At 52.5% G+C, this 23006-nt stretch carries 35 protein-coding genes and 1 pseudogene; 13 read left to right on the top strand and 23 right to left on the bottom strand.

What is annotated here, in order from left to right; translation table 11 throughout:
• Positions 1 to 2: 2 nt before the first annotated feature.
• The 11 genes from ATE40_RS07490 to ATE40_RS07440 all read right to left on the bottom strand — a co-directional run bounded on the left by ATE40_RS07490 (position 3) and on the right by ATE40_RS07440 (position 8752).
• The gene (locus ATE40_RS07490; RefSeq protein ID WP_063919332.1) at positions 3 to 350 is read right to left on the bottom strand and encodes a hypothetical protein; all 348 of its coding nucleotides are present in this window, start codon (positions 348 to 350) and stop codon (positions 3 to 5) included.
• Between the two features lie 171 nt (positions 351 to 521).
• Positions 522 to 920, bottom strand: coding sequence for a DUF7370 family protein (locus ATE40_RS07485; RefSeq protein ID WP_063919331.1), 399 nt, complete (start codon positions 918 to 920; stop codon positions 522 to 524).
• 66 nt (positions 921 to 986) lie between these two features.
• Positions 987 to 1280, bottom strand: a complete 294-nt coding sequence (locus ATE40_RS07480) for a hypothetical protein (protein WP_060429454.1) — start codon at positions 1278 to 1280, stop codon at positions 987 to 989.
• 9 nt (positions 1281 to 1289) lie between these two features.
• On the bottom strand, positions 1290 to 2366 hold the full coding sequence (locus ATE40_RS07475) for a major capsid protein (RefSeq protein WP_063919330.1): 1077 nt from the start codon (positions 2364 to 2366) through the stop codon (positions 1290 to 1292).
• A 17-nt stretch (positions 2367 to 2383) separates the two neighbouring features.
• Positions 2384 to 2830, bottom strand: coding sequence for a gp53 minor capsid family protein (locus ATE40_RS07470; RefSeq protein WP_063919329.1), 447 nt, complete (start codon positions 2828 to 2830; stop codon positions 2384 to 2386).
• A gap of 11 nt (positions 2831 to 2841) precedes the next feature.
• Positions 2842 to 4107 carry a hypothetical protein gene (locus ATE40_RS07465; RefSeq protein WP_063919328.1) on the bottom strand — a complete coding sequence of 422 codons (1266 nt, stop codon included), beginning with the start codon at positions 4105 to 4107 and terminating at the stop codon, positions 2842 to 2844.
• Positions 4108 to 4110: 3 nt separating this feature from the next.
• Positions 4111 to 5037, bottom strand: coding sequence for a phage minor head protein (locus tag ATE40_RS07460; protein WP_063919327.1), 927 nt, complete (start codon positions 5035 to 5037; stop codon positions 4111 to 4113).
• Positions 5021 to 6349, bottom strand: coding sequence for an anti-CBASS protein Acb1 family protein (locus ATE40_RS07455; RefSeq protein WP_063919326.1), 1329 nt, complete (start codon positions 6347 to 6349; stop codon positions 5021 to 5023). The genes ATE40_RS07460 and ATE40_RS07455 overlap by 17 nt, the downstream gene beginning before the upstream one ends.
• Before the next feature lie 21 nt (positions 6350 to 6370).
• On the bottom strand, positions 6371 to 7618 hold the full coding sequence (locus tag ATE40_RS07450; protein ID WP_063919325.1) for a PBSX family phage terminase large subunit: 1248 nt from the start codon (positions 7616 to 7618) through the stop codon (positions 6371 to 6373).
• On the bottom strand, positions 7615 to 8070 hold the full coding sequence (locus ATE40_RS07445) for a DUF2280 domain-containing protein (protein ID WP_063919324.1): 456 nt from the start codon (positions 8068 to 8070) through the stop codon (positions 7615 to 7617). Before ATE40_RS07445 ends, ATE40_RS07450 begins: the two co-directional genes overlap by 4 nt.
• 31 nt (positions 8071 to 8101) lie before the next feature.
• On the bottom strand, positions 8102 to 8752 hold the full coding sequence (locus ATE40_RS07440; RefSeq protein WP_063919323.1) for a putative metallopeptidase: 651 nt from the start codon (positions 8750 to 8752) through the stop codon (positions 8102 to 8104).
• A gap of 142 nt (positions 8753 to 8894) precedes the next feature.
• Between ATE40_RS07440 and ATE40_RS07435 the strand changes: the two genes are divergently transcribed.
• A complete protein-coding gene (locus ATE40_RS07435; RefSeq protein WP_156785413.1) occupies positions 8895 to 9302 on the top strand; it encodes a hypothetical protein in 408 nt (135 codons plus the stop codon).
• Positions 9303 to 9350: 48 nt separating this feature from the next.
• Here the strand turns inward: ATE40_RS07435 and ATE40_RS07430 are convergent, their stop codons facing one another.
• From ATE40_RS07430 to ATE40_RS07380, 11 genes are all read right to left on the bottom strand, one after another.
• Positions 9351 to 9884: a DUF2570 domain-containing protein gene (locus ATE40_RS07430; protein ID WP_063919321.1), complete on the bottom strand. Its 534-nt coding sequence runs from the start codon at positions 9882 to 9884 to the stop codon at positions 9351 to 9353.
• Positions 9881 to 10321 (bottom strand): lysozyme, encoded by a 441-nt coding sequence (locus tag ATE40_RS07425; RefSeq protein WP_063919320.1) that lies wholly within the window; start codon positions 10319 to 10321, stop codon positions 9881 to 9883. The genes ATE40_RS07430 and ATE40_RS07425 overlap by 4 nt, the downstream gene beginning before the upstream one ends.
• Entirely contained in the window at positions 10318 to 10623 is a 306-nt protein-coding gene (locus tag ATE40_RS07420; protein WP_063919319.1) for a phage holin family protein, read from the bottom strand. The genes ATE40_RS07425 and ATE40_RS07420 overlap by 4 nt, the downstream gene beginning before the upstream one ends.
• Positions 10624 to 10887: 264 nt before the next feature.
• Complete coding sequence (locus tag ATE40_RS07415; RefSeq protein WP_063919318.1) at positions 10888 to 11712, bottom strand: antitermination protein Q; 825 nt, start codon at positions 11710 to 11712, stop codon at positions 10888 to 10890.
• Positions 11709 to 11903 carry a hypothetical protein gene (locus ATE40_RS07410; protein WP_060431732.1) on the bottom strand — a complete coding sequence of 65 codons (195 nt, stop codon included), beginning with the start codon at positions 11901 to 11903 and terminating at the stop codon, positions 11709 to 11711. Before ATE40_RS07410 ends, ATE40_RS07415 begins: the two co-directional genes overlap by 4 nt.
• A complete protein-coding gene (locus ATE40_RS07405) occupies positions 11900 to 12874 on the bottom strand; it encodes a DUF968 domain-containing protein (protein ID WP_063919317.1) in 975 nt (324 codons plus the stop codon). The genes ATE40_RS07410 and ATE40_RS07405 overlap by 4 nt, the downstream gene beginning before the upstream one ends.
• Positions 12871 to 13590: a replication protein P gene (locus ATE40_RS07400; RefSeq protein ID WP_063919316.1), complete on the bottom strand. Its 720-nt coding sequence runs from the start codon at positions 13588 to 13590 to the stop codon at positions 12871 to 12873. The genes ATE40_RS07405 and ATE40_RS07400 overlap by 4 nt, the downstream gene beginning before the upstream one ends.
• The gene (locus ATE40_RS07395) at positions 13587 to 14501 is read right to left on the bottom strand and encodes a helix-turn-helix domain-containing protein (protein WP_063919315.1); all 915 of its coding nucleotides are present in this window, start codon (positions 14499 to 14501) and stop codon (positions 13587 to 13589) included. Before ATE40_RS07395 ends, ATE40_RS07400 begins: the two co-directional genes overlap by 4 nt.
• Positions 14498 to 14680, bottom strand: a complete 183-nt coding sequence (locus ATE40_RS07390) for a DUF4222 domain-containing protein (protein WP_060452900.1) — start codon at positions 14678 to 14680, stop codon at positions 14498 to 14500. The genes ATE40_RS07395 and ATE40_RS07390 overlap by 4 nt, the downstream gene beginning before the upstream one ends.
• A gap of 133 nt (positions 14681 to 14813) precedes the next feature.
• On the bottom strand, positions 14814 to 15104 hold the full coding sequence (locus ATE40_RS07385) for a CII family transcriptional regulator (protein WP_041033759.1): 291 nt from the start codon (positions 15102 to 15104) through the stop codon (positions 14814 to 14816).
• A gap of 25 nt (positions 15105 to 15129) precedes the next feature.
• The gene (locus ATE40_RS07380) at positions 15130 to 15342 is read right to left on the bottom strand and encodes a transcriptional regulator (RefSeq protein ID WP_041033757.1); all 213 of its coding nucleotides are present in this window, start codon (positions 15340 to 15342) and stop codon (positions 15130 to 15132) included.
• A 41-nt stretch (positions 15343 to 15383) separates the two neighbouring features.
• Here ATE40_RS07380 and ATE40_RS24085 point away from each other — a divergent pair, with 41 nt between their 5' ends.
• The 11 genes from ATE40_RS24085 (at position 15384) to ATE40_RS07335 (ending at position 21695) form a co-directional block, all read left to right on the top strand.
• A complete protein-coding gene (locus ATE40_RS24085; protein WP_080377027.1) occupies positions 15384 to 16046 on the top strand; it encodes a helix-turn-helix domain-containing protein in 663 nt (220 codons plus the stop codon).
• A gap of 509 nt (positions 16047 to 16555) precedes the next feature.
• Positions 16556 to 16756, top strand: coding sequence for a hypothetical protein (locus ATE40_RS07375; RefSeq protein WP_046687497.1), 201 nt, complete (start codon positions 16556 to 16558; stop codon positions 16754 to 16756).
• 40 nt (positions 16757 to 16796) lie between these two features.
• Positions 16797 to 16955: a DUF1391 family protein gene (locus ATE40_RS07370; RefSeq protein WP_064505240.1), complete on the top strand. Its 159-nt coding sequence runs from the start codon at positions 16797 to 16799 to the stop codon at positions 16953 to 16955.
• 17 nt (positions 16956 to 16972) lie between these two features.
• A complete protein-coding gene (locus ATE40_RS24610) occupies positions 16973 to 17518 on the top strand; it encodes a hypothetical protein (protein ID WP_063919314.1) in 546 nt (181 codons plus the stop codon).
• Between the two features lie 625 nt (positions 17519 to 18143).
• Positions 18144 to 18287 carry a hypothetical protein gene (locus ATE40_RS24605; protein ID WP_154582428.1) on the top strand — a complete coding sequence of 48 codons (144 nt, stop codon included), beginning with the start codon at positions 18144 to 18146 and terminating at the stop codon, positions 18285 to 18287.
• A 3-nt stretch (positions 18288 to 18290) separates the two neighbouring features.
• Complete coding sequence (locus ATE40_RS07360) at positions 18291 to 19130, top strand: ParB/RepB/Spo0J family partition protein (RefSeq protein WP_063919313.1); 840 nt, start codon at positions 18291 to 18293, stop codon at positions 19128 to 19130.
• Entirely contained in the window at positions 19114 to 19686 is a 573-nt protein-coding gene (locus ATE40_RS07355) for a hypothetical protein (protein ID WP_063919312.1), read from the top strand. The genes ATE40_RS07360 and ATE40_RS07355 overlap by 17 nt, the downstream gene beginning before the upstream one ends.
• 408 nt (positions 19687 to 20094) lie before the next feature.
• Positions 20095 to 20826 (top strand): ASCH domain-containing protein, encoded by a 732-nt coding sequence (locus tag ATE40_RS07350; RefSeq protein WP_063919311.1) that lies wholly within the window; start codon positions 20095 to 20097, stop codon positions 20824 to 20826.
• The gene (locus tag ATE40_RS07345; protein WP_063919310.1) at positions 20810 to 21238 is read left to right on the top strand and encodes an HNH endonuclease; all 429 of its coding nucleotides are present in this window, start codon (positions 20810 to 20812) and stop codon (positions 21236 to 21238) included. The genes ATE40_RS07350 and ATE40_RS07345 overlap by 17 nt, the downstream gene beginning before the upstream one ends.
• On the top strand, positions 21235 to 21459 hold the full coding sequence (locus ATE40_RS07340; protein WP_063919309.1) for a DUF7446 family protein: 225 nt from the start codon (positions 21235 to 21237) through the stop codon (positions 21457 to 21459). Before ATE40_RS07345 ends, ATE40_RS07340 begins: the two co-directional genes overlap by 4 nt.
• Positions 21459 to 21695, top strand: coding sequence for a hypothetical protein (locus ATE40_RS07335; RefSeq protein WP_063919308.1), 237 nt, complete (start codon positions 21459 to 21461; stop codon positions 21693 to 21695). Before ATE40_RS07340 ends, ATE40_RS07335 begins: the two co-directional genes overlap by 1 nt.
• Here ATE40_RS07335 and ATE40_RS24600 read toward each other — a convergent pair.
• Positions 21673 to 22425, bottom strand: coding sequence for a hypothetical protein (locus ATE40_RS24600; protein ID WP_156785412.1), 753 nt, complete (start codon positions 22423 to 22425; stop codon positions 21673 to 21675). The genes ATE40_RS07335 and ATE40_RS24600 overlap by 23 nt on opposite strands.
• A 191-nt stretch (positions 22426 to 22616) precedes the next feature.
• Here ATE40_RS24600 and ATE40_RS24080 point away from each other — a divergent pair.
• A pseudogene (locus ATE40_RS24080) lies at positions 22617 to 22916 on the top strand (MT-A70 family methyltransferase); the annotation flags it as partial.
• Positions 22917 to 23006 lie beyond the last annotated feature (90 nt).

Below are 23006 nucleotides of genomic sequence, written 5' to 3'. Positions count from 1 at the left end.
CGCTACGCTCCCGTCAGAATGGCTATATCCTCTGCCAGGCGCTCAAACGTGTCGGCATAGCGGATCACGTGTACCACCTCATCGGCACCCGCGGCGATCGGGTCTACCATGGTAGACACGCCGATAAGCAGATAGTCGCCTTTCTTTGCTTCGGTGAATTCAGTCCACACAGTGTTTTTTACAGTGATTTCCGAACCGATATTGTTCAGCTTCGCCGAGAGTCCGCCCTGGTAATCGCACATGATAATTTCAGGCGGAGCCCAGCCAAGAGGATCGCCCGCTTCGCTATTGCCAAGATTGCGCCAGATGGTGGCCTCAGCCGTGTATGACCAGTTGGCTAATGATGACATGTCACTCTCTCCAGCTAATCACCGCAGGCCGTTCTGCCGCGATTTTCGGGCAATTAAATTTCCACTCACCGCGGTCGTTAACGAATCCCGTAGTTTGCCTGGCCGTGTCAGTCTTCACCCAGACGCGTTCAAAAGGCTTTGGTAACCGTTCGACGACAGGTATCCATGCCATCAACCACCACCGCACATGCAGCCGCCCTTGCCGATCCAGACACCGGCAAAAGCCTTGTTTGTTGGGTCAGGTGGAATCAGTCCTATAGCGCACCCTTTTTTGTCTAACCCGCGCAGCAGGTTCAGCGCCCCCTTCCAGCGATCGCTAAATGACTGATAGCGGAACGAACGCGATGCTCCGCTTGGCGCCGTTTGAGAGCTGATGTATTTATCGCCCTGGCCTAATCCCATGAGCCCGAGAAGATAAAGTTGGATGAGTAACGCTGTTGATGCTGGGTAATTCGCATCCAGACATTCCTGAATGCTGTTCACCTGCTCCACCAGCGCATCCAGGATGAAATCAGGCAAGGTGATACCCTGTGACTCCAGATATTCCTTGGCCTTTTCTTTAGTCACCATGGCTGATTCCTGTAAGAAGAAGCCCCGCCGAAACGGGGCATAAAAAAACCGCCTTGGCGGCGGCTGTTATTCAGCAGGGAACAGATTTTCGAGCTCGCCTTCCGGCAACAGTTCAGCGAGCTTTTCTTCGCCGAGGTTGCCTTTGAACTCAATCCCCAGATCAGTGAGCCGCGCCTTGATAGCATCCTTGCGCGACTTTGTTTCGTTGCCGGCATCCGGGGTAGCCGGGGTCAGTTCACCGCCGGCCGCGCCACGCATCAACCGAACGTTAGATTTCAGCGCTGGGTGAAGCTTTTCCAGTTCCAACACATCCCCGATCTCTACGCCATTCCAGGGGCGAATAACTTCGTATTTAGCCATGTTTTCCCCTTATGCCAGATTGGCGCCGTAGACAACACCGGAAAGCCCCTGATCGTCTGCAGTGATTTGCAGACCTTCAGCAGACATGATCTGGAAGTTGTAGTTAACGTTCGGTAGTGGGCGTGGCAAAGGAATAACGCCCACAGCCATGCCGACCAGTGGAGAAATCACATCGCTTCGACGAACGTAAGCGACGAACTCATTACCCTTTAACGCAAATGTCATGCGGACTTCTTTAACCGGCGCGAAAGGTAATACCGCCTGCAATACATTGCCGCTCACCACACCGTTGACCACGTATGGCTGTGCCAGGTTAGCCCAGATTTCTGGGGATACCCACATCACATCGTATTGAGCAACTTTATTGGTACGGGCCAGCGTACCGAATGCACCTTTGCCGAAGAAATCAAACAGCTGGGTCATCGTTGCTGCAGTCAGGTCGATGTTAGCGCCACCCGCGCCAGCGCCGAGATTCAGCTTTTTGGTGTTGCGGTGGTTTTTGATGCCTTGGGCCTGGTATGACTGCACCTGAATGTTCGGGTTGCCGTTCAGGTAGTAGTTGACGCGCTCTTTATTGAATTTGCGCATTTTCGCCATCTGCGAGTCCAACACCAGATCGATGCCCACGGTGTTCAGCCCGGCAGCATGGCGCCAGTTCACACCGTAGCCAGCTGTGAATACCGGAATTGGGTCGCCATCGCTGGCGTATTCGGTGTGGTCAAAGGAGAACGGCGCCTGGCCGTCAATGCTTACCGACACGTCATCAGCAATATCACCGACCACGCTATACAGCTTGGCAGTTTTGCCGACGGACAGAACCGTTTGCACGCCGATCAGATCGTTGATGATTTCCATGCCAACTTCCTGATCGCGCAGTTGCAGTACCTGGCGATCAATTTCAGCCCAGAAATCACGAGTAAAGCCACCAGCAGCGTTTACTGCCAACCACTCCTGTGTCATGTGGGCGCGGTTGGCAGCGATCATGGCGTTATGATTGGCGTTCCACATATTGCGGTTCGCCCACAGCTCATTCCAGTGACCGCCGAGACGGCTATTAGCCGCCAATGTCTCTTTGGAGAAATACATGTGCGTTTATCCTTCTTTTAAGCGCCAGCGGCGACAGTGCCAACGCGCATACGCACGCGGATGAAATCGGTAGCGCCGGCGGCGATAGTGGCTTCGTCCTGGCTGTAGCCGATCACTGAATCAGTGTCAGCAGTTGCCAGGGTGAATTGGCCGTTAGCGCCAAGCTTGATCGGGCTGTCTTTCTTGTACGCGCCAGGTACGCAGAGCAGCGCCAATTCACGGCCTTCTTCCACGTAGTTGCCTACAGCAGAGTCGCCAGCAGGAACCGCATCGGTGATTTTCAGCCCTTGATGGTAGGCAACGTCGATGATGTAGATCCGGCCCTTTAGCGCGGTGGCCTGAGCGAATTCATCGCTGGCGTTGATGACTGCAGCAGTGCCTGGCAGAAGTGCCGCGGCAGTGGTGCGGGTTTCGGTCTTATACAGCGACTTTCCGTCGATGTTTACGCGACGATAACGTGGCATTGATAGCCCCCTTATTTGAAATATGCATCTGCGGCGGGTGCGCCGGATTCTTGCTGATGCTGGCCTGAGTTACCTGCCAGCGGCGCCGACTCACCCAGCGTTTTAAACATCGCCTCCAGCGCTTCGCCTTGCAGCGCGTTTGCCACGATTTCGCCGTGAACTTTCGCCACTGCTTCACGCTTGGTTTTCTCTTCTGCGCGGGAGTTAGCAGTAAGGGTTCCGGCCAGTTGGTTATGATTGGCCTGCAGCGCATCAACTTTATCGGTGATAGGCTTGAGCGCCTCGGCGAAGTTGGCGGCCAGGCCGTTGCCGATTTCGGTGATCAGCTCTTGTTTCTCTTCAGTGGTTAAAGGCATGTCGCCCTCCGTTTGGTGGTTGGTTGCAGGTTGTTCCTGCGGATTGAAAAGGGATTTAACTTTGTTGGCGACGACCGTCACCCAGGATTCCTGACGCGCAACCGGCGTGCCGGTTTCATCAAAGGTGATTTTTCCGCCCTCCGATGTGTAGCCATAAACCTGGGCTGCGCCGCCGTTGCGGATGATCACCACCTGTGAGTCGGTGAAGTCAGCCACCCAGGCATATTCATTTTCGCCGGGAGCAAATTTATCTTTTGCAGCGCGGTCTAGGCGTTGCTCACGATCCCGGTAGGATTCGCCAATCAGCGCGCCAGAGTTGGCCTTTAACGGCGTAGCAAGGTCAGCGTTAACCATCAGCCCAACACCCTGCTCAGGCGTCGCTGCGCCCACTTCATGCAGCAAGATTGCGTCATGATCCATGCCGTGAATCTTCGCCACCCACTTGGCACCTGTGGCCTTCTGTTGCTCATTGGGCTCAAGCTGGTCGAGAAACACCGCAACGCTGGTGTGAATAGGTGGAACATCTTCGCCGCGCTCAATGGCCTCTACGCGGGAGATAAGCTCCCTACCTCCCTCGCTCTGGTTAGCGATCTGGGTATCCACCCACTTCTCCAGGTAGATACGGTTGCCAGATTTTTTCACATTGCGATTCCAGGCGCCGATATGGCCCTGGTTGATACCTTCAGGAGAAAAGGCAGAGATGAATGCGCCATTTAGCTGTGGATGCCCCAGCGGCGCCAGCGTGCCTTCAAGCCCTTGATAGTGAGCATCGATTTCGCTGGCCGTATACAGCCCATCATTCATGACCACGTTTGCCGGCAGTGTGTAGCTCGGCAAAACAAGATGCTCGCGGCCGTTGTATGACTCCCGGCGAATTGCCTGGCTGTTGACCTTCGTAGTGACGTTAACTTGAACTTTCATGGATTAACCCTCTGCCCATTTGTAGCCTCTCTCCTTAATGTCGTTGAACGTCTGCTTGGCCTTGTCGATGATCGAAGGAGTGAGAGGGTTCCCCTTGTCATCCACCAGCACGGAAAGCTGCGAGCATTTGCAGTTGATGGCGTTGCCATTCTTCGTGTACCACTCCCTAACTTCATCCTGCGTGTACAGATGAGCATGCCTGGCGGCGTGCGTTGCTCGGGTGGTAGGGCTTAACGCAGAGATGTGAAGCAGCTTTGTTTTGATGCCGTAGCGGTCTTGCGCATCCTGAGCTTCATCCCACCGCGCGCGCCGCAGTGCGGTAGTGATCTCAGTCCTGGCAATGCGATTCGCGCGTCGGGTTTCAATGCCGGTTTGCTCGTTGAGGTTTTTGGCTACGTCCCGCGGGTTTAGCCCCCTGGCAATGCCATCAGTCAGAATTCTCGCCATATCGCTCTTAACCTGAGCGCTGAGCCCTTTCATCTCTTCGAACTCGCGCGCTCTGACCAGAATCAAACGCAGCTGATAGGGCTCACTCAACAAGATGTTGGGAACATCCTGCTGGCCGGCAGCGTAAGCGGAGGATTGCTGGGAGAGGTTGTAATACTCCTGCGCCGTTCCCCGCTGGTAAGCCACGGACACATAGCGGCCAAAGAACCACAGATTGAATTCCCCGCCCTCCAGCAGAATTTCGTCCACCAGCGCTTCACCGTTCTGCAACAGCATTGACAGAAGACCCTGATCAAGACGGAAGGTGTAGCGCTCATTTACGACGGGTTCGGAGGGGATGCGGTTGAGGATGTCGATGTAGCCTTTCGTTATCAGCTTCATGCGCTTTGCAAACTCACGCATGGCGCCACGCTCTAACTTATCAACTCCTGTGGGATCTTTGATGTTGCTCGGCAGGATTGGAGGCTTAGGTTTCGTCGTCATCCCCTGTCTCTCCAAGCGGGTCGCCGCCTTCAGTTTCAAATCCTGCAGCAGTGCGAATTTCCTCACCGCTGAACGGCGCCGTATCACCGCTTTCAACCATAGCCTTGTTCACCTCTGCCATGGTCTTAGAGTCCGCCAAGCGCTCAGCGCGAGTCTGTTGATTGAGATCGTCCCAGATAACCGTTTTCTGGCCGACAGAATCGATAATTCTCAGGTCGATCAGCTTGTCGCAGAAGTCCTCAATTTCGAACGATAGATTACCGCGGCGACTCTGGCAGCGCCCGTTCATGTACTTCTGGTCTTCGGTGCTTGAGCGTTCAGCCTGTTGGTTGCCTACCAGTATTCGTGATGGAATATCAACGCCGGCAGAAGCCGTTTGCAGGTTCACGCTATAGGTTGGGCTTGGATCAGACACAGGGGAAACAAGGGAGGTAACATCTGCACCCTGTAGGCTCATCAGCACATCGTTGCCGCGGTTCATCTCGCGCGCGGCTTCGTTGAACTTGTCCTGCAATTCGTCAACGCTGACGCCATACATAGACGCCAGACTGCCGAAGTCGATCTCTTTGTCGAAGCTAAGCGCCAACTGCCGCGCTGCGTTCTTCAGGAATGACTCACCAGAACCGCCCTCTACTTTCTCCAGGCTGACAAATGCGTTATATGCTGGCTCAAGGAATCCGATAGCGTCGTCGGTGTAGTCACCAAGGATGAAGATCCGGTCTGGATGGATTTCGACACGGCGCGTGGCACCATTTGAAAGCCGTTCCGTGTATTGCCACATCTTCGGCTGGCCGTATGTTTGCGAGTTAAGACCGGTATCCCACTCGCTCACGTTTAGTGAACCAGCCCAGGCTACTGTGACTTTCTCGAGGCCTCGCCCTCTGGCTGCTTCGGTATTCCATGGTTTGTTATCGCGGATGTGCAACAAAATGCCGGAGTAACGCCCGACAAGCCGCCGACGGTCAGCCTCTGCAAAAGCGCGCCATAACCGGTTCGTGAATACCTGTTTGAGTTTTTTCTCCCAGGCAGTTTCCGCGCGCTTCTCGTCGGCCTTATCACCCTCGATGATCTCCGGGTTGGTCTGCCAGCATTTGCCCACCAGCTTTTCCACGGCGCCATGCGCAATACCACCGCGGCGATACAGTGAATAAAGGTTGTCGTAAGTGATCTGCTCAGGAAAGCCGTATTCGCACCAGGCGGAGCCGCGTTTATTATCCAGGCCCATAGATGGCCCAAGCATCGCCATACGAGCACGCTCAATCCTGGCGTCGTTCAACGCGTGGTTGACGGCCAGCTGGAGATTTTTGTTCATGTGGTTTCCGTTTGGAAGGGTTTACCGAAGTCGCTTAGGGATCAGCATCCCGACGGCCTGAGATTTGCGTTTGATATGTCCATCCAAGCTGTAGCGTATCCCATCCCAACAGTGCTCATTGCCATCTGCCAGTTTTGGTAACACTTCACCGGTGATACGGTCAGTTTTGTAAGACCAGAGCCGTGCCTCGCGCGCCACGTTCTTGCAGCGAGGATGAATGATTATTTCGTCAAAGCCACGGAGATGGGCGATCCCGTCCTCAACGCTTCCCTGCCACTTTTCAGCAGCTGAAATATTGAATCCCTGTCTCTTGAGATAACTGATTGTCTCCGGCCGCGCTGAGTCGGCCTTAATGGGCCAGTCACGCACACCGGGGATGGTGTCGTACAGCTCAGGCATGTGGTCAAGTTCGGTATGCTGACCATATGCCTCATATTCGATGTAAAGGCGGTTATGCAGAATGAATGAACGCACCAACGTATTCGGGTCTTTAGCGAAACCGAAGTCGGCACCGAAGAACAGGCGTTCCGCCTCTTTCCAGAGATTGTCGGAAAATTCAGCAATCCGATATTTGCCGGCCAGTACCTGCTTATCCGAGTTTTCGAGGTAAGCCCCTTCCCATACCCATGCGTATGTTGCCGGGTCAAGACGGCGCTCATCGTTCAGCCGTTCACCTTCCAGCACATCGGGGAACCAGGGATTATCCGTGTAGTTCATCTCAACGGTAATGCAGTCATCGCCAGCCTCTTTGCGAAAACGCTTATCAGTGGCGCTACCATCGCGCTCTGGGTTCCACGTCACCCAAATCTCTGAGCCTTCCTCACGAACGGTAGGGCTCAGCTTCTGCCAGGCAATTTCGCTGACTGATTCAGCCTCATCAACCCAGCAAAGCAAAATCCGCGCCTTCGACTTGATGCTATCGAGGTTATGCCGCAGACCACAGAACACATAATTCACGCTCTTATCGATGGTTCGGATGTACTTCTCACCAATATCGAAGTTGGCTGCTAACCATGGCACAGATAGGATCGCCTGCTTAACCTCCTGCATGCTCGACTCTTCCAGTGAGTTCATGAACTCACGAGCACACAAGATCACTCCAGCTTCGCCATTCATCATCGCCTGATAGGCTTTAACTGCCGTCATCATGGCAAAAGTGCGTGTCTTAGCACTACCGCGGCCACCGTGTGAGCAGCGATAGCGCTTATCCATTACGGTGAACAGCGGAGCTAGCTTTGCTGGGATCGGTAGTTGAACGGCTTCACTCATGCTTTCGGCTCAACGGGCAGTAACTGGATGATGGTAGGCTTCGGGGTCATGCTGCCATCAGGACTTGTGTGCTCTACTTTCTGGCGATTGGTATAGGCGTCACCCATTTCTTTGGCTGCCTGCTCGATAAGTTGCGAGGTCATACCGAAGTTCTTCATCTTTTCAGCATTGGTCGCCATTCGGTCAAGAACGCGCAACCGGTATGCTTTGTTTGCGATCGGGATGTCGGCGATCTCATTCTGGAATCGTTTACGAGTGGCATTGAACAGGTCGATCCACTTCTGGCTCAACTTGGACGCCATTGCGTTGCCGGGCGTGTATTGTGACACCTGCTGCCGTGAGACATTGATGCCATATTCAGCCTTTACAAGCTCAATGACTTTTGTTGGCGACTCGAAACATGCAAGTGATTGAACAATGAAGGCTTTAACCTCTGTCGATAATGCTGCCATTGGTCCCCTCCATGACAATCTGAATACAGCTTTACGCCAGCCTCAACATGCAGTTACCGCACGCCCTGGCAATGTTTAGTTGTGCCACCTCCGCAGGCCTGTTGGCCGCATCAACCAGTTCCTGAACTTCCACGCTGGCGCCATACCGACGAACTACGCCAACAAACTCTTCAACGTCGTGGCCGCGCAGCTTCAGCACCGGCTGGCCTTCCTTGTTGAATTTTGGTGCGCCGAAATCGTCTGTCGCCTGTGCGATGTGGTACAGCTCATGCTCGACCAGGGCGCAGAACTCAGCATCAGAGCACTGTGAGCAGTAGTCGGCAGCCAGCGTGATGATGAATTTCGGCACTTCACCGAACCACTCACACATCTGATGTTCCATTCTGGCCTTCTGCCAGCCGCCGGCGCGCATCGCTACCTCTTCAGCCTGGCCGAGCACATGGCGCCCTTTCTTCTCAAACGCGGACGATGCCCACATGAAACGCAAGTCAGCGTCTGCAAGGTGTCCGTGGTCTGGGTTAAACAGGCTGCCGGCATCGTCGATGATTTGACGCTTCATCCACCCCTGCACCTCGTTCGCAGGAACCAGGCCGATGTATGGCGTTAGCTGATGGTCTTCGATAAAACGTAACGGCGGATAGGGCCGCCTTCTATGAGAGACTTTCTGTGGATTTTTTGTCATATATAAAATCCTATTAGTGTTGCCTCTGTTAAGATTACTTAATATCATGAACCGCTTAGAGTACTCGTTCTAATAGTTGAATGGTTCACAAGTCAATTAATTAGAGTTCATATAAATCAACTTATTTTAAGAGGCGAACACAGTGCAAAGCTTACATCATCAACTTGCTTTAAATCTTAACACCCATGTTAGCAGTATGTTAAACATCGAAAATAAATTCTATGAGTTATTTATTGGCTACGTAAAAGAAAATAAGAGCTTACCCAATCTAATGACCTCCTCGTTAAATAACGACATCATCGAGATTGATATGCCTTATTTTGGTGAAAAAATAACCAGTTCAAGTCGTTTTTCCTTCAATGAAGACAAGATGCCTGTTATTTTAATTAACTTTCATGACAACTCTGGGAATAATGTCGCTCATTTAGAGCTAGACACCTCAGGAAAAATAAACATTGGGGGCCATGCGTTTGATTATGATCAAGAAAAGCTACCAAGTATTATTATTGACATAATCATGATGAAGATTTTTTTATCCTTGAAAAATTAGCATCAATAACAAATAGAAATACAAAGTAATATGATACGAGGCTTGGCGTTATTTTTTTTCTTCGCCAAGCTGGCGTATCTCCAGAAGCTGGTTGTTCGCTTTGTCGAGCGCTGCCAACAACGGATCAATCCACAGCACAGCTTGGCAATAAGTCAGGGTGCCGGAGGCAATGGCGCCAGCACCGGTTGCGTCAGCGACGATGGTATCGGCTGACATTGCGCGGGAACGTAGACGGTGCGTGTAGTCGAGCAGCCCATCAGCAATAGCGGCAGGCACAGCCAGATCACACGTCGGCTGTTTCTTGAGGATCGTCCGGTATTCAATTTCTTTCCCCTGTGTGGACGCGTCGGTGTTGATGCCGTACTGATTCGCCGCGCTGCTGATTTCGTTGGCACGCTGGAACTGAAACGCCTGTGTCGCGATTGTATTCGCCTGCAGGCTGTTATCGCTCTGAAGCTGCTTAACCTTCTCACCGGCCTTTACTGCGTTGCTGTGGAAGTAAAACGCCAGCCTGCCAGCAACAATCAGCGCCACCACCAATAGACCGATCGCCATCGTGCGGAAGCTGAATGAAGTGTTCATGACAGAAACATCTCGCGCTCTGCTGCACGGCGTGCTACCAGACCATCTAGCCGTTTACCACCAGCATTTACCCACCGCCCGAATTGATCTGCAGCACCTTGCTTATCGCCATCGTTCAGTTTTTGCAGAAGTGTAGATGTGCTCAGCGAGCGGAGGCCGAGGTTGTATGCAAAGCTCACCAGCGCGTCGAACTGCCCCTGAGTGATGCGCACATTCACGAGCTGATTAACACCCTGCTCATACTGCACAACACCGCATTTCAGCAACCGATCGGCAGTGGCCTGATCAATCTGCATTCCGGGGCCGACTTTCTTACCGTCTACTGGCTGTGTCCATCCGTAACCGATCGTCCAGACGCCCACCGAATCCTGATAGGCTTTCAATCGCAGACCTTCGAAGCTCTTGATCAGCTCAATGCCGCTTTTACTGATATTCATTGCTCGCTCGCTTTATTCAGGAATCGACGCTCCAGCGCCTTAATCAATGACGCGCCAGACCAACCAGCCATACCGGCTACGCCACCCATAACCTCAGATGGCCAACCGTAATGCAGGGCAATCAGCACCATTGTCGAACCAGCAAAGATAGAGACGAAAAGCTGCAGTAATAAAGTGCGCCAGCTGAACGCTTCTCCGTTCAGAACCTTGAATGAGTAGCTGGCAATAGCGCCCAGCAGGGTCATACCAAACGCAATCAGCATCGATAGGATGTTGGGCTCGTTCTTCCAGGGCATTTTCATAACCTCCCCCTTCCGGGGTTCTTTCCCGGTTTCGGGTTATGGACAGGGATCAGCCACCAGCCGTAAACGCTTGGCGGTAAGAGGGTGTGCCGTGTGTGTCGTCCGTTGGCTGGGGCTGAAATGCAAAAAGCCCGCACAGATGCGGGCCTTAATTGATTGGTCATGTGACAAGCGGAAATATCACATCATGGAGATAAAGCTAGTCCATTTTCGCCAAACTGTCAACACTTTGCTTTTAACGTGACGCTATTTTTCTTGATTCTGTTAAACCGTGACCGCCGCCAGCATAGCATCCGCAATGCTTTCCTCTTTGTGACACTGCGTGACAAGCTGCTCATAGAATGGCTTGTAATCCCGGCGCCAGGTGGTTTCTGCTATCTCCAGTCCTTCAAGAGAGAGTGCTTTTCTAACCTGCTCAGCCGGCAGGCGCGCATACCCTCTTCCGCTGCACTTGTCGCAGTCCTTCATCACCGGGATCCCTGTCTTGTCGCTCAGTTTCATGTCCAGCACCTTACCGCGTCCGTGGCATCTGCAGGCGTTGCTGATCACCTTCTTTCCCTTGCAGGTTGGGCAAATTAATTTTACCTGCTCTCTCAACTCACGCCTTACGTCATATTCAGATGGTTTAAATCCCTCTACTCCCATTTTGATTGATGCCCTTACGAACTCTTTAGCTGCAAACGGGGTATGCGTCTTGTTAGAAAAGACCTCAGCCTCAATAAACCCCTCCCCCTTGCAGCATTCGCATGTTCTGACGCTGGCCGCGCTGCGCGAGTAATCCTGGAATGCGAACGCCACCATGACGCCGATCGCTCTGTGCTGAATCTCTTCACTGTGCTTACGGAGGGCCTTGTGTGCGCCGGCGGTTTTTTTCGCGTATTCCTTCAACCGCTCCAGCGCGCGCTCAGGTGAGCTGATGCCCTGTTTTGCCAAAAACAAATCCAGACCGAACTCTGCCTGCGCCTGGCACATCCCGAACGCCGCCATCACATCAGTACCGGTCAAAGAGTCCGAAGCCGTCGCGCGCGGTGAGTCGCTAAAGGTCGGTGATTTCGGTGCAAAGTATTTCGGAATCGACTCTAATCTCATTGTTTTTCTCCCACGGCTTCCTGAAGTTGCTGGCGAATTTTTTGTAATAGCTTGCTGGCTTGGCGGTGAACTCTTTCCGAACGCTTGTCGGCGGTTGAGAGCAGCAAAAGCTGCTCGTTCAGATTGGCTGTGTTCAGCAGCGCATCGCAGACGTTCCGGTACTGCTGGCGTGTTATTGTCACCTCTTTCATGCGATTGCCCCGATGCCGAAGGAGAAATCCAGGAACTCAAACAGCAGTTCAACCTGGCTTCCATGTTCCGCTTCCCAGGCCGCTACATCCTCGTGCAATGCGTCGTGGCATTTACGGCACAGCGGGATAGTGAAGAAGTCGTGGGCCTTGGTTCCCATGCCGCCCTGCCCGTGACCGATGATGTGGTGAGGGTCGTCTGAGCGCCCTCCGCAACCGCAGCAGGGCCGAGTCTTAACCCAGCGGGTATATTTGCTGTCTTCGGCACGGGTTTTCTTCGGACGCAGTACAAAGGCGCCAGGGACTTCAGGATCGACTTTGAAACACTTCTGGGCCTGCTTAGCGATGAGTTCTTTTACCGCCGGCTGGCAATCCATGTCGGATTCTTTGCGGATGCCACTGATCACCTTTGGCTCCGGTAAGTCGGTGACGGTGCGCGCGACGTCATCGGGGATCAGATCGAATAAACCGGACAGCATGGCCCACAGCATCAGCTCAGGGATTGTCAGCTGTCCCTCAGACTTCAGGCGATGTTTGGCCGTTGCTACCACCCAGCGCGCCGTGTTGCGTGCAGCGATTTTTTCAATCTTCGGTGATACACCCAGGCTTTGTTTGTAGCACTGCGGGCAGATACGAACGGCTGAATGCCCTACGCGCTCAGTGTCCAAAATAGTCGCCGGACGATCGTGCTTGCTGTACTGGCATTTCGTGAACTGCGTCGCCCAGGCTTCAATCGAGTTAACGCCGCCACAGGCATTCGTCACGCGCTCATGTTTGAAGAAATCCTGCAGGCGTGGGTCATTGGCGATTTCATGCTCAACCGCCGGCAGTATGCCTTCAGGAGATGATTTGAACTCGTCGGGCAGCGTGGAAACCATCACGCGGCCTGTCATGTGTAACGCCAGCTTTTCGTCCACCGGGATCAAGGCAATACCCAGATCACGCTGTATCGCTGCTTTGACTATTGCTCTCATGTTGGTTGTCCCTGTCTTTTGGCGCGAATGCGAGCCAGCAGCTCTTCACCTTTGCGCTGAAATTTGCCGTCTTTGTCTATTAGCTCTGATGGTGCTGGGATATGCTGCTTGTAGGCGATTTGTGGCGCGGGGGTTGGGACGCGCTCGCCTTTAGCCAGTCGTTTAGCCCAGCGGTTGAGGTGCTGTTGAATTGATTTGCGGATCTCACTTTCGGTGTGGTTGTGCTGGAGCATCTGGTGACGAACGTCGATCACAATCCAGTACATGACCGGAGCCGACCAGTTGAAATCTTCTGGGCGGACGTGACCGCGATTAGCGCTGTAGCGCTTGAACTCCGCCTCAACATCATCAACCGATGGCAAGCCGGCATTCAAAGCCGCGCCCGTCTTGCACCAGCCAATGAACTTCCCGCAACTCGGCCAGAAGTCGCTCTCTTGCTGACGAGCCATGCGCATGCCAGCTTGCAGTTGTTCGACCGAGGTGATCCCGTTCTCAGCGAATGCCAGGATCCATTGACGCTTTGCCGCCGCAACCTCTGCTGGGGTGCTCAACGCTGTCTGCTTTGCCGCAGGAAAGACTTGCATGAGGTTGGTGAACAACAGATCAACCAATTTTTCCGCATTCCCATTGACTACCCGAGCCTGTGGCTCCGCCGGCATCATCCGCGCCAGAGCTCCACCATCGCGATTTTGAATAGCACTCATGAATTTGTTCATAGCGTGTTACCCCAGGCTTCGGCCGTGTTCCAGTGTCCACCATTAGATCCGGTAGGGTTGGCGCTAAGCTTCAATGTCAGGTCGTCCCACTTCTCACGCAGCTTTGACGGACTCAGGATGTTCTTACACCAGAACGGATCCCGGTTTGCCTTCGCGAACAACTCGCAGATCTGCTTGTGCGTGCGGCCGTCCTGAGAGCACATCAGGCGGATTTCGTTTGCCCAGTCAGTCCAGTTAGGCTCCTTCGGTCTGGCAACCTCCCCATCGCTTTCTGCGGCTTGCTCGTACAGCTTCACGATGCGAGATCGGATCCACTCCGCGCACTTCAGGTCTTCAGCGCTACCCCAGATTTTTTTCTTGGCACTGAACACGGCAGCTTCTGGATGCCGAGATAAAAACTTCTCCTCGTCTGATTCGTCGGGTTGCGGAGCGACCTGACAAGAAGATTTATTGTCTTTAGGTTCTAGTGATAGGTTCTGGTGCCACGTGCTGCCACAGGGGGGGCCAGCAGGTGACACAGGGGCTGTGCTTTCTGACACCACACCTGTGCTTTCTCCTGACACACCTGTGTTTTTTGACGGCACAGGGGCTATGCTTTTTCCTGCCATAGGGGCTGTGTTTTCTGACGACACAGGGTTACCCAAGGTCAACTGGTAAATATTTGATGTGTTGCCCTTCCCGTTATTGCTCCCAAGGCGGTTCTCTTTGGATAGCAACCCCATAGTTATCAATGCCGTGATATGTGCCTTTACCGCGCTCTTACTGCACTCGCAATGATCGGCAATGTGTTGGTATGACGGCCAGCATTCGCCGTCATCGTTGGCGTTGTCAGCCATTTTGATGAGCACTAGCTTACGCAGCGGGTTACCCACCTTAATTTTCATGGCCGTTGCCATCAGGATCATGCTCATACATCCACCCGCTTAAATTTTTCTTTGAACCTCTCAAGGGGCTGCATGCACTCATGCGGATAACCCTCTCGCGTGAAAATGACCTGGCGCTCAACCCGATCCCAGCGGATGACGTGAACCTGCACGCCCCGCCAGTCCGTGTAATACCGATCGAGCTCAGTGCTTTGCGAGCCGGACATTTTTCAACCCTTGACGAGATACCGACATATCGATAACAATCAGGCTGTTCATTGCAGAACTCCCAGTTAGAAAAGTGATTGCCGACCAGCTGCAACTGCTCGGCTTTCTTCTTGCCCCAGGCCATAAAGCCCCCTATTCCGTCTTTGGTTCCCGGATGTGCTCCAGCATCGCCATTAACCCGCGCGCCAGCTCTGCGGTTTCCTCGCCCCTGAACGTCAGCATGGTTTCCGAACGCTTAAAGCCCGTAGCGGCCAGCAGCAGGCTCGCTTTCTCCACCAGCCCCCCTTTGCTCTGCCAGCGGCTCACCTGCGATTTATCAACGCCGATCGCACCGGCCAGGCTTGTCACTCCGATAGCTGCAATGCGGCTCATGATGTCGCTCTGAATCGCTTGGGCTTCGTTGCGTGTTGTTGCGGTTTGCATCTGTAATAATCTTCCTTGTTAAAAATCAGTTTGTTGTAATCAGATCCGACAGGTCTGGACGAATCTCTACGGCCTTAACCTTTCCGCCAGTAGCGTTTTCGATGCGCTTAACGTAAAGGGCGTCAATGCCGCCGCCATGCAGCCAGCGCCAAACTGTCGGTTGGGCGACACCACACAATGAGGCGAGCTTCTGCTGGCTACCGACGATGCTTACAGCTTTTTGAATAGCTTTGTTCATCTCTTAATCCTTAAACGTATTATTAAAGGGTGATAATAGCAATGCGTATTACCACTTGCAATAGCAATGCGAATTTGACGCTTAATACGCGTGGCTATAAATTTGCTGGCATGAAAACGACACTTGCAGAACGCCTTAACATGGCGATGGCCAAACGCAACAACATGACTCAAGCAGCTCTTGCTGAGGCATCAGGCGTTGCTCAGCCGACCATCTGGCGATTAACTAAAGGAAAAGCAAAAACTTCGGGACGGCTCGTCGATATTGCTAATGCCCTTGGTGTGAATGTTGACTGGCTGGCTAATGGCGTTGGTGAAATGGAGGGTGAATCACCTCCTATGACAACTCGCATTGAAAAATACAGCCAGATCCCTGTATGGGATGAAAGCGGGGCTACTGATGACTTTGTGATTTCGCCGAAAGGAAAAGCCGAACCATCATGGAAAGCCTTCATTCTCAAAAGAAATAGCGGATGCGCTGAGGCTCCCGCCGGTTCCATTGTTATTGCTGACTCGGCATCAACGCCAGGATCCGGGGATTTAGTAGTGGCAAAAGTGAATAACTCGGTTTCTGCTTATCGCTTTGTTGATGGCGGGTCACATGGATACTTATCCGTTGACGATGCTAGGGTTCCATTGATTGAACTAGCGCCGGATTCATTGATCGGTGTTGTAGTTCTACTGCTACGCGACTTCAGAATGTAATCCCCCAAACCCTGCTCTGGCAGGGTTTCTTTTTCGTACACTCCCGCCGCACGACGCACTAACATCTCGATCATATGAAACCCCGGGTGTAAAAATGACACTCAAAAATACTGTTTATATATACAGTTATTTTCAAACTTTAATCCTTTCTCAAGAATTTGCAAAGCGTTAATCCCTACCAGAAATCACACAACAGACCTTATCCACCCCTCTTAGCACAAATTTTTACCAACTAAATTTACTTTCAAAACAGATGATTATAGCAATTGCTATTGAATCAATCTTAATACGTATTGCTATTGACAATACTCATGGCTATTATCAATTCCATCGACAGCAACAACGTCACCGGCAGGAAGCCACACAGGTAAGACGCCCAGGGGTGAGCGATGCAATCACTCCCCGGCCCCGAGAGGGATCGACCGGAGACGTTCTTTAGGGAAAGAGTGGATTTACCCTGCCGCTGCCAGTGTGGGGCGGCAGGCATAAAACCACTGAGGATTGAATCGATGAACCAGCAGCAGATTTTGTTCGCAAAAAACGTCATTGCTCACCGTAAAACTGAAATCGCACAGCTTGAAAAGCAAATAGCAAACCCTCGTTCTCGTCCTTCCAAAAACGAAGAGCGCCGGAAAGCAATTGAATGTTTTAAAGCTGATATCAGCAACTCGCTAAAGCGCCTATTTGATGCCGGCGTGATCAGTATCTAACAGCAACCCCGGTTCGCCGGGGTAAATCCGAGGATTAGCGATGAACACTACTCACGATATGGGCAACAACGAAACAGTGAAGACCGGTGTTTTCCCAAACGGCGACGGCACGTTTACCGCGATGACGTTCACCAAGAGCCGGGATTTTAAAACCGCAGCAGGCGCGCAACGCTGGTTTGCTCGTCAGATGGCCGACTAACAGCAGAGGGTTACACGATGGATAGTGAAATGCACCCAGTATCCGCAGCGGTTGAACCACTTCGCGCCGCCTCCTTGGAGCGCGCAGCGAGCGAGGCACGCGCAGTTATCGAAAGGGTTTGCGGTTGGATGGAGGCTGCGGACTGGGACGCGCAACGGGCTGCCCCTTACCCGGACAGCCGCCAGAGCCGCCTTGGGTTCAAGCAAGCGAAAGCCCGTTACACACTGGTTCGCTTGCTGACAGAGGAAGCGCCAAGTGATGGCTATCGAAGTTATCGCCCTAATGCGCCTGAGCCGCGAGTTCTTTCCCTTGGCGGTATGGCCCGGTTTATCAGTTCCGCGACTGAAAATGCTAATGCGCAATACACGGCATTCATCGCCAAACTAACGGAAAAGGTTGGCGATGTAACCGAAGCCACGCTGACCGGTTCCCATGTGTGGGGGCATTCGATTCTGACGGTAGACGGCCCGAACGGCTGCGAGCGCTGGAAAACGCAAATGATCGTGAACGTGTCGAAGCTGGGCAACATGTTCAACCAATGGCCGACCCGCAAAGTCAAATAACACCCACCGCGCCCTACGGGGCGCACTGAGGCAATCATGAGCTTAAACGGATGGAAAGCGCTGACATACAGCGTCGCTATTGGCCTTTTCCTGTGGGCCGTGACCATAGCAGGCTGCGTATACGTCGCCGGTTAATGCCGGCGTCTCACTTATCTGGTGGCGTATCGTTCCGGTTCCTCTTTTAACCTACACAGTATAAAGCCCCGGTTCGATGCGCCACCAGGTGCGTGAGAAATCACAAGCCTGCTCAGTACCACTTCCCTTGTCACATCCTTTGCCCCGCTCGCCGGGGCTCTTTTTTTCACATCAGTAAAGGCGCTGCCCGCTGCTCCAGTGTGCTGGAACCGTAGGGAAACCGAGCGCGTGCATCAACTCAGGCAGCGCCTTTACCCATGTGAATTTCATTGAGAGGACATGTTATGCAAACCACTACACAACGCTGTGAACACTGCGGCCAGACGCGCGACGTAGCAAAACAGGCCGTGAGCATTCAGCGCTATGAAGACGGCAGATACAAGGCCGTCCGAATCCTCGTCTGCTCCGATACCTGCGCGCCGGTGTACGTCGTCCGCCAGAACATCAGAACACTGCAGCGACGCCTGCACACCCAGCAGCGGAGGCCAACATGGTAAGCCTCAACGCCCGCATACAGCACAAGTATGACCTGACCGGGGGCGATTTCGCCCCTAAGCGCCACCACGGCAAACACCTCTTCTACCTTCTCATTTTTACCCTGTGCCTGCTGACTGCCGGCGCGGTCTGGAGTTAATGAATGTCTAACTCAATCAACAAGCTTATCGACGATAAGATTATTAAACGCGGGAAAAACGGCCTATTAATCAGACTGAAAGACATTCACGTCCAAGAAGGATTCAACAAACGCGTAGACGATGAGCGCACGCAGGCCGCCGACGATGATCTGTTTAACCATCTGTTTCAAGGCAAGCCCGTCCCGCCTCTGGAAGTGCGCCCACGCGATGATGGCGGGGTATGGATTGTTGAGGGCCACCGCCGGCACCGCGCCTATCTGCGTTGTCGTGACGCTGGCAAGCCCGCTGAGTGGGTAGCAATCATGCCGTTTACTGGCAGCGACGTGGAGCGCATAGCGCGCATCATGAACAGCAATAGTCAACTGGCACTTACCCCTTACGAGCAATCGCGGGTGGTAAAAGAGCTCGCTGGCTTCAACCTGTCACCAGATGAGATCGCCGCGCTAGTCGGCAAAAGCCGTGCCACGGTCGATAAGCTGCTTGCCCTCACCCAGGCAAATCACGATGTTCAGACGCTTGTCAAAGATGGCGCTGTTGCCGTCGATGCCGCTGTTGAGCGCGTAAAAGAGCATGGCGAGCAAGCTGGCAAGGTACTGGCTGGCGACGTAGAAAAGGCCAAAGCCGCGGGCAAGAAAAAGGTCACAAAATCCTTTATCGCTCCAAAATTCAGCGCACCAAAGTCCCGCAAGCTCGTCACGCTCTTAGCACAAGCCGAAGTCCGTGAAATCGACGGCCAGACCGCCTACATCCTTCCCGCCGGCACTCAGCTTGATGTGCTCGCCATTCTCGATGAATACCGTTCCACCAGCGGCAAGGAGAATCCAGATGGTTCAGAGATATAACCCTGATTACGTCATGCACGCGGCGCGCTTTGCGCCGTTTGCCCGCGAATCTGAGCACGGTGAATTCGTTAAATTCTCCGATTATGAAGCCTTATTGTCAGAACTCGCCAGCAGCCGGCAGATCAACGCCCAAACGCTGCTGGTAAAGCTGACAATGGCTGAAACCATCAAAGAGCAGACTGATCGAGTTAATGCGCTGGCAGTGGAGAATGCGGCGTTGAAGTCACGCAGCATAAAACTGTTCAATCTTGGCTATTTGCACGGCCATGAATCTACCGTTGAGGGGCATTTCGTTGATGTCCATCGCAGTGACATTGATACCTATCACGATGACGTTGTAGCGGAGATTATTGAAGACGAAGGCGCAACCCCAGCCACTGACGCAGCACTTGCAGCTATCCGCCTCGAAGCAAAGATCGAAGGCGTTAATGAACTCGCAGAGCGCATCGCTGAAATGCACTCAAAAACAGCACCTGGTTCCAACATTGAGAAGAAGCTGATGTTTGCAGCTGAAGCCGCAATCGCATACGCCAATGGGCTGCGGGAGGCCAAATGAGCGCATTAAGCAAGCACCACAAAGAATTGAATGCTGAAGGCGTAGGCAAGTGCTCTGTCCCAATGTGGAGCGGCGGAGGCCCAGCAGGCTTCTGCGATGAGCCAGCTTATGGCCTGCCATTGCCTCGTGAATATGTAGAAAACCGATTCACTGGCCAGCGTCGCTACCTGACCCCTGGTTATGACGGTTATGTGCCAGGGCTTGCTTGTCCATGTCATGGAGGCCCGAAAAAACCATGAATAAATGGATATGGCCTATCAGCAAGTTCTGGACGTTCACTCCGCATGGCTGGGTTCTTGCTGCTATCTGGAATGTCTGCGAGCTGCTGCAAATCAGGATGCCTTATGCGGGGAAAGCATTTGGCGTAATCATCGGAAAGAAATGTAACAAGTCAGTGCGGGAGGCCAAATGAAAGAGCGCCCAGTGATTTTCAACGGCGAGATGGTTCGCGCCATTCTCGACGGCCGCAAGACCCAGACGCGGCGGGTTATGAAGGTTCAACCGAAGCCATCAGAAACACGGCCTGGAGACTTTTGGTTTTCGGCGAAAAAGTTAGAAAGCATGGTTCATGTTTCTGACTTCACGCCTGGCAATTCACCTATTGCCGATTGCCACCTTTTCTTTCAAGAGCATTGCTGCCCATTCGGACAGGTAGGCGATCGGCTGTGGGTGCGCGAGACGTTCGCCGTTCTCGGCAACGAAGACGGATGTCCTATCGATTGGGATGGGAACCTGATTAAGGGGGACGAGAAGCAAGCAGCGCGGATTTATAAGGCTTCGTGCTGGCAAGAGCCGGGAAACTACGGACTGTGGTCGATACCTGATCGAGACACCCAATACGAAGGCGCATGGCGTCCATCAATCCACATGCCGCGCTGGGCCAGCAGAATCACGCTGGAAATTACCGGCGTGCGCGTTGAGCGCCTGAACGATATCAGCGAAGAGGATGCTAGGGCTGAGGGTGTGAAAGCCGGTGTTTCCCCTGGTCACGAACACATGATGCACCAGGTGGCATTCAGTGAGTTATGGCAATCCATCTACGGCGCAGAAAGCTGGAGCGCCAATCCATGGGTGTGGGTTATCGAGTTTCGTCGTGTGGGTGACAGCGCTAGGGAGGTGGAGCGTGGCAAAGCTGACTAAGGCACAGCGCGCAGAATTGAGGGAGAAGTTCGGTGGCCGGTGCGCTTACTGCGGTTGCGTACTGCCAGAGAAAGGCTGGCACGCCGACCACGTCGAACCAGTGATGCGTGAATCGGAGCAGGACATGGCGGCAGCGGCTAAAGGATTATTCAAGCTGAAGGCAACCGGTAAGGTCTGTCATGAAAGCCGCGACTGCATAGAGAACCTAAACCCGGCTTGCGCACCGTGCAACCTGTTCAAAACGACATACAGCCTCGAGACGTTCCGCGAACAGATAGCAGCCCAGGCGGAGAGAGCTCGAGCGTATAGCGTCAACTTCCGCACAGCTGAGCGCTTCGGCCTAGTTGAAGTGAAAGATGTTCCGGTTGTTTTTTGGTTTGAGCGGGCCGAGGCCCAGGAGAAAGCATTATGAGCAAGGTGAAAACGATGGGCGCCAGCCCGCTGAGTGGCGCAATTTTTTACGGCACGCTGGACACCGACAAGGGCCGCTGGGTTGGTAATAAATCGGACGTAACTGAAATGGCTCGCCGGTCTGTTGCTGAGCATCTTTACCATACCGGTGACAGCCATACCTACGAGCTGAAAGATGGCCGACTTCTGGTGCTGAGCGTTGAAATTCGGGAGGCTGATTGATGGACAATAAGCTGAGCGAACTAAGCAAGCCGGTGGCGTGGACTGACGCCGAAGAGCTGCGCGACCTAAGCAAGCATCGTTGTGCGTACATGTTCATTATCGACGCTGCAAATCCATATCACGATCCACGCCGCCAACAGATGCTCTACTCGCAAGAGTACGTCTCCGCCCTGGAAAAGGTAGCTCAATATTGGGTTGGACAATCAAATGAAGCTACTTATCTCTCCAAATTTTAAGACAGTTAACAACTTCACCCTTCTCTTTGGAATTAGTATTAGTCTTTATATCAGAAAAAGATGACTCTAGTCTTTTAAAAGACACCCCATTATTAGCATCACACTTAGCCACCAATATTCCTTTTGAATTTTCTGTCACAACAAAGTAACCATCATTCCCAAAGCTATATTTAGCAACATCAATCTTAGCATAATTAACCCCAACGAAATAAGCAATAAAAAGGAGGACTGGACTTATATTCATAGCGAAAAAGCATTGTGATTTTCTCATGGGATGCATTAGCACAAGAGAAACAACCTTTGCAATATAATATGTACACACTAATGAAAATGCGTTCCAAATAAGCGAAGCCGTTATGGATTTAATTATCATCATCGCACCACCAAACTCTTTAGCATTAGAGTTCAATCTTTGCAACGCATAAAATGCAACACTGTAAATCACAGAAAAAAGCAGATAAAATGCAATTAAATTACACACCCTTTGTTTTTCTGTAATTCCTTCTTCATCAAAAATATCACAATAAATTAATGACGGCCCAAGGATCACGTATAGAATAAATACAACTAACACTGCAGAAAAAAGCAATGTATTAATATCCACTGACACAAAACCAGGCGGGACGCTAAAGTATGCGAAAAACCCTAGCTGATAAAAATAAGCCGAAAGATACGCAACTGCGGTGCCAATAGTGACTAAAGATAACTCCCTTTTTATATCAACATTCATAATTAACATCCAAAAAGTTAGAGGTGGTAAAGTCTATGGAAATAAAATTATTAGCGGAAATAGATGTCATGAGAAAGCTAGGCATCACATCCAGACAAACAATGTACAATTATCAAAACAAACATGGTTTTCCCAAACCAATTCGTACTCATCCTAAAGCATACTTAGAAAATGCAGTTAATCAATGGATATTGAATGGCGGCAACTACACTCGCGCCAACCCCCAAGACGTAATGCTCGCCGTTCGCGGCCAAGGCGTTGAGCCCGCCAGCGCATCAGTAAAACAGGTTGTGTTCAGCTGTCTCGGCAAACACAGCGCGAAACCCTGGGAAGTCCGCCGTCGCCTTGAGCTGCTATACGGCGACGTGTCACGAATCGAACTATTCAGCCGTGGTGATGCGCCAGGCTGGGATCATTGGGGGAATCAATGCCCAGTAAACAGCTTGCAATTGCTGCCGGCAGCGTTCAGCAAAACGCACTCAGATCAGTAACGAAACGCTGTAACGACGAACTCCACGCCGCGATTAAGCAAAACCCCAAAGCCCCTTTCGACACCCTATCCCGTCCAATCATCATGAAGC

It is taken from the genome of Serratia surfactantfaciens (genome assembly GCF_001642805.2).
In the GTDB taxonomy this organism is placed as follows: domain Bacteria; phylum Pseudomonadota; class Gammaproteobacteria; order Enterobacterales; family Enterobacteriaceae; genus Serratia; species Serratia surfactantfaciens.
Note: the sequence above shows the minus strand (reverse complement) of the source record. Positions and strands in the feature narration are given on the sequence as shown.

Excerpts from the sequence above, each read along its gene's own strand:
- ATE40_RS07370 (WP_064505240.1), top strand. The coding sequence starts at position 16,797 with ATGAACACTACTCACGATATGGGCAACAACGAAACAGTGAAGACCGGT.
- ATE40_RS07465 (WP_063919328.1), bottom strand. The coding sequence starts at position 4,107 with ATGAAAGTTCAAGTTAACGTCACTACGAAGGTCAACAGCCAGGCAATT.
- ATE40_RS07480 (WP_060429454.1), bottom strand. The coding sequence starts at position 1,280 with ATGGCTAAATACGAAGTTATTCGCCCCTGGAATGGCGTAGAGATCGGG.
- ATE40_RS24085 (WP_080377027.1), top strand. The coding sequence starts at position 15,384 with ATGCGTATTACCACTTGCAATAGCAATGCGAATTTGACGCTTAATACG.
- ATE40_RS07400 (WP_063919316.1), bottom strand. The coding sequence starts at position 13,590 with ATGAACAAATTCATGAGTGCTATTCAAAATCGCGATGGTGGAGCTCTG.
- ATE40_RS07410 (WP_060431732.1), bottom strand. The coding sequence starts at position 11,903 with ATGAAAGAGGTGACAATAACACGCCAGCAGTACCGGAACGTCTGCGAT.
- ATE40_RS07450 (WP_063919325.1), bottom strand. The coding sequence starts at position 7,618 with ATGAGTGAAGCCGTTCAACTACCGATCCCAGCAAAGCTAGCTCCGCTG.
- ATE40_RS07375 (WP_046687497.1), top strand. The coding sequence starts at position 16,556 with ATGAACCAGCAGCAGATTTTGTTCGCAAAAAACGTCATTGCTCACCGT.
- ATE40_RS07395 (WP_063919315.1), bottom strand. The coding sequence starts at position 14,501 with ATGAGCATGATCCTGATGGCAACGGCCATGAAAATTAAGGTGGGTAAC.
- ATE40_RS07390 (WP_060452900.1), bottom strand. The coding sequence starts at position 14,680 with ATGTCCGGCTCGCAAAGCACTGAGCTCGATCGGTATTACACGGACTGG.
- ATE40_RS07455 (WP_063919326.1), bottom strand. The coding sequence starts at position 6,349 with ATGAACAAAAATCTCCAGCTGGCCGTCAACCACGCGTTGAACGACGCC.
- ATE40_RS07470 (WP_063919329.1), bottom strand. The coding sequence starts at position 2,830 with ATGCCACGTTATCGTCGCGTAAACATCGACGGAAAGTCGCTGTATAAG.
- ATE40_RS07350 (WP_063919311.1), top strand. The coding sequence starts at position 20,095 with ATGAAAGAGCGCCCAGTGATTTTCAACGGCGAGATGGTTCGCGCCATT.
- ATE40_RS07475 (WP_063919330.1), bottom strand. The coding sequence starts at position 2,366 with ATGTATTTCTCCAAAGAGACATTGGCGGCTAATAGCCGTCTCGGCGGT.
- ATE40_RS07425 (WP_063919320.1), bottom strand. The coding sequence starts at position 10,321 with ATGAATATCAGTAAAAGCGGCATTGAGCTGATCAAGAGCTTCGAAGGT.
- ATE40_RS07420 (WP_063919319.1), bottom strand. The coding sequence starts at position 10,623 with ATGAAAATGCCCTGGAAGAACGAGCCCAACATCCTATCGATGCTGATT.
- ATE40_RS07490 (WP_063919332.1), bottom strand. The coding sequence starts at position 350 with ATGTCATCATTAGCCAACTGGTCATACACGGCTGAGGCCACCATCTGG.
- ATE40_RS07360 (WP_063919313.1), top strand. The coding sequence starts at position 18,291 with ATGTCTAACTCAATCAACAAGCTTATCGACGATAAGATTATTAAACGC.
- ATE40_RS07430 (WP_063919321.1), bottom strand. The coding sequence starts at position 9,884 with ATGAACACTTCATTCAGCTTCCGCACGATGGCGATCGGTCTATTGGTG.
- ATE40_RS07415 (WP_063919318.1), bottom strand. The coding sequence starts at position 11,712 with ATGAGATTAGAGTCGATTCCGAAATACTTTGCACCGAAATCACCGACC.
- ATE40_RS24600 (WP_156785412.1), bottom strand. The coding sequence starts at position 22,425 with ATGAATGTTGATATAAAAAGGGAGTTATCTTTAGTCACTATTGGCACC.
- ATE40_RS07385 (WP_041033759.1), bottom strand. The coding sequence starts at position 15,104 with ATGCAAACCGCAACAACACGCAACGAAGCCCAAGCGATTCAGAGCGAC.
- ATE40_RS07405 (WP_063919317.1), bottom strand. The coding sequence starts at position 12,874 with ATGAGAGCAATAGTCAAAGCAGCGATACAGCGTGATCTGGGTATTGCC.
- ATE40_RS07445 (WP_063919324.1), bottom strand. The coding sequence starts at position 8,070 with ATGGCAGCATTATCGACAGAGGTTAAAGCCTTCATTGTTCAATCACTT.
- ATE40_RS07335 (WP_063919308.1), top strand. The coding sequence starts at position 21,459 with ATGGACAATAAGCTGAGCGAACTAAGCAAGCCGGTGGCGTGGACTGAC.
- ATE40_RS07355 (WP_063919312.1), top strand. The coding sequence starts at position 19,114 with ATGGTTCAGAGATATAACCCTGATTACGTCATGCACGCGGCGCGCTTT.
- ATE40_RS07440 (WP_063919323.1), bottom strand. The coding sequence starts at position 8,752 with ATGACAAAAAATCCACAGAAAGTCTCTCATAGAAGGCGGCCCTATCCG.
- ATE40_RS24610 (WP_063919314.1), top strand. The coding sequence starts at position 16,973 with ATGGATAGTGAAATGCACCCAGTATCCGCAGCGGTTGAACCACTTCGC.
- ATE40_RS07380 (WP_041033757.1), bottom strand. The coding sequence starts at position 15,342 with ATGAACAAAGCTATTCAAAAAGCTGTAAGCATCGTCGGTAGCCAGCAG.
- ATE40_RS07340 (WP_063919309.1), top strand. The coding sequence starts at position 21,235 with ATGAGCAAGGTGAAAACGATGGGCGCCAGCCCGCTGAGTGGCGCAATT.
- ATE40_RS07460 (WP_063919327.1), bottom strand. The coding sequence starts at position 5,037 with ATGACGACGAAACCTAAGCCTCCAATCCTGCCGAGCAACATCAAAGAT.
- ATE40_RS24605 (WP_154582428.1), top strand. The coding sequence starts at position 18,144 with ATGGTAAGCCTCAACGCCCGCATACAGCACAAGTATGACCTGACCGGG.
- ATE40_RS07485 (WP_063919331.1), bottom strand. The coding sequence starts at position 920 with ATGGTGACTAAAGAAAAGGCCAAGGAATATCTGGAGTCACAGGGTATC.